The following is a 1,951-nucleotide window of genomic DNA, read 5'->3' as shown; positions in this document are numbered from 1 at the left end:
AATGTCAGCAGTTTCTGCGCCGTCATCGATGGTCAGCGCCACATCAATAGAGCCCGCAGTCGCATCCATGTTGTCAGTGTCAGCATCGGTGACGGTTTGACCGTTTTGATCCACAGCTGATGCGTCAACGGTGATGTCGCCATCAACCAGGCCTGAAATGTCCACGCCATCAATGCTGTAATCGCCATTGACATCTACTGTGACGCCAGTGATGACTTGCACTGTGCCAGCGCTATCGGTGAGCGTTAGGGTGACAGTTGAGTTTGGCGCGACATCAGTAGTGGTACCTGAAATGTCAGCCGTTTCAGCGCCGTCATTAATCACTAATGCGACGTCGATAGAACCCGCAGTCGCGTCCATGTTATCGGTGTCAGCATCGGTTACTGTTTGACCGTTTTGATCCACAGCTGAGGCGTCAACGGTAATGTCACCATCAACTAAGCCTGAAATGTCCACGCCATCAATGCTGTAATCGCCATTGGCATCAACGGTGACGCCAGTGATGACTTGCACTGTGCCAGCGCTATCGGTGAGCGTTAGGGTGACAGTTGAGTTTGGCGCGACATCAGTAGTGGTACCTGAAATGTCAGCGGTCTCTGCGCCATCGTTAATCACTAATGCGACGTCGATAGAACCCGCAGTCGCGTCCATGTTATCGGTGTCAGCATCGGTTACTGTTTGACCGTTTTGGTCGACAGCTGAGGCGTCAACGGTAATGTCACCATCAACCAGGCCTGAAATGTCCACGCCATCAATGCTGTAATCGCCATTAGCATCAACGGTGACGCCAGTGATGATTTGCACTGTGCCGGCGCTATCGGTCAGGGTTAGGGTGACAGTGCTGTTTGGCGCGACATCAGTAGTGGTACCTGAAATGTCAGCCGTTTCAGCGCCGTCATTGATTACTAATGCCACATCAATAGAACCCGCGGTGGCGTCCATGTTGTCAGTGTCAGCATCAGTCACGGTTTGACCGTTTTGATCCACAGCTGAGGCGTCAACGGTAATGTCGCCATCCACTAGGCTTGAAATATCCACGCCCGCAATGCTGTAATCGCCATTGGCATCTACAGTGACGCCAGTGATGACCTGCACTGTGCCAGCGCTATCGGTCAGGGTCAGGGTGACGGTTGAGTTTGGCGCGACATCAGTCGTGGTACCTGAAATGTCAGCGGTTTCAGCGCCATCGTTAATCACTAATGCAACGTCGATAGAACCCGCAGTCGCATCTAATGCTTCAGTATCGTTGGCTGTGAGTGGATTGCCGTTAGCGTCAGTTGCGGTGGCGACAATAGTAATATCACCGTCTACTAAGGTTGATAAGTCGACATCATCAACTGAGTAAGTACCATCTGCATTGACAACCACATCTTCGATAACAATGGTGTTACCAGCGCTATCGGTAAGGGTTAGCGTGACTGTGCCGCCAGCTGGGATATCTTGTGAAGTCCCCGAAATGTCGCCTAGGTTATTTTCATCAATCACCAAATCAACGGTGATCGCCCCAGCCGTTGCATCTAATGCTTCAGTATCGTTGGCGCTTATTGGATTGCCGTTAGCGTCGGTTGCAGTGGCGACAATAGTAATATCACCATCCACTAAAGCAGATAAGTCGACATCATCAACTGAGTAAGTGCCATCTGCATTGACAACCACATCTTCGATAACAATGGTGTTACCAGCGCTATCAGTAAGGGTTAGCGTGACTGTGCTGCCAGCAGGGATATCTTGTGAAGTCCCCGAAATGTCGCCTAGGTTATTTTCATCAATCACCAAATCAACGGTGATCGCCCCAGCCGTTGCATCTAATGCTTCAGTATCGTTGGCTGTGAGTGGGTTACCGTTAGCGTCGGTTGCAGTGGCGACAATAGTAATATCACCATCCACTAAAGCAGATAAGTCGACATCATCAACTGAGTAAGTGCCATCTGCATTGACAACCACATCTTCG

Annotated in this window: 1 protein-coding gene; it reads right to left on the bottom strand. The window is 50.5% G+C overall.

Features of this window, described 5'->3' with window-relative positions; all coding sequences use genetic code 11:
• On the bottom strand, positions 1 to 1,951 hold a 1,951-nt coding region (locus L2737_RS22155), incomplete at both ends, for a beta strand repeat-containing protein (RefSeq protein WP_428848415.1).

The sequence above is a fragment of the Shewanella electrodiphila genome, from assembly GCF_023283985.1.
In the GTDB taxonomy this organism is placed as follows: domain Bacteria; phylum Pseudomonadota; class Gammaproteobacteria; order Enterobacterales; family Shewanellaceae; genus Shewanella; species Shewanella electrodiphila.
The sequence above is the reverse complement of the archived record's forward strand: the minus strand, read 5'-3'. Positions and strand labels throughout refer to the sequence as shown.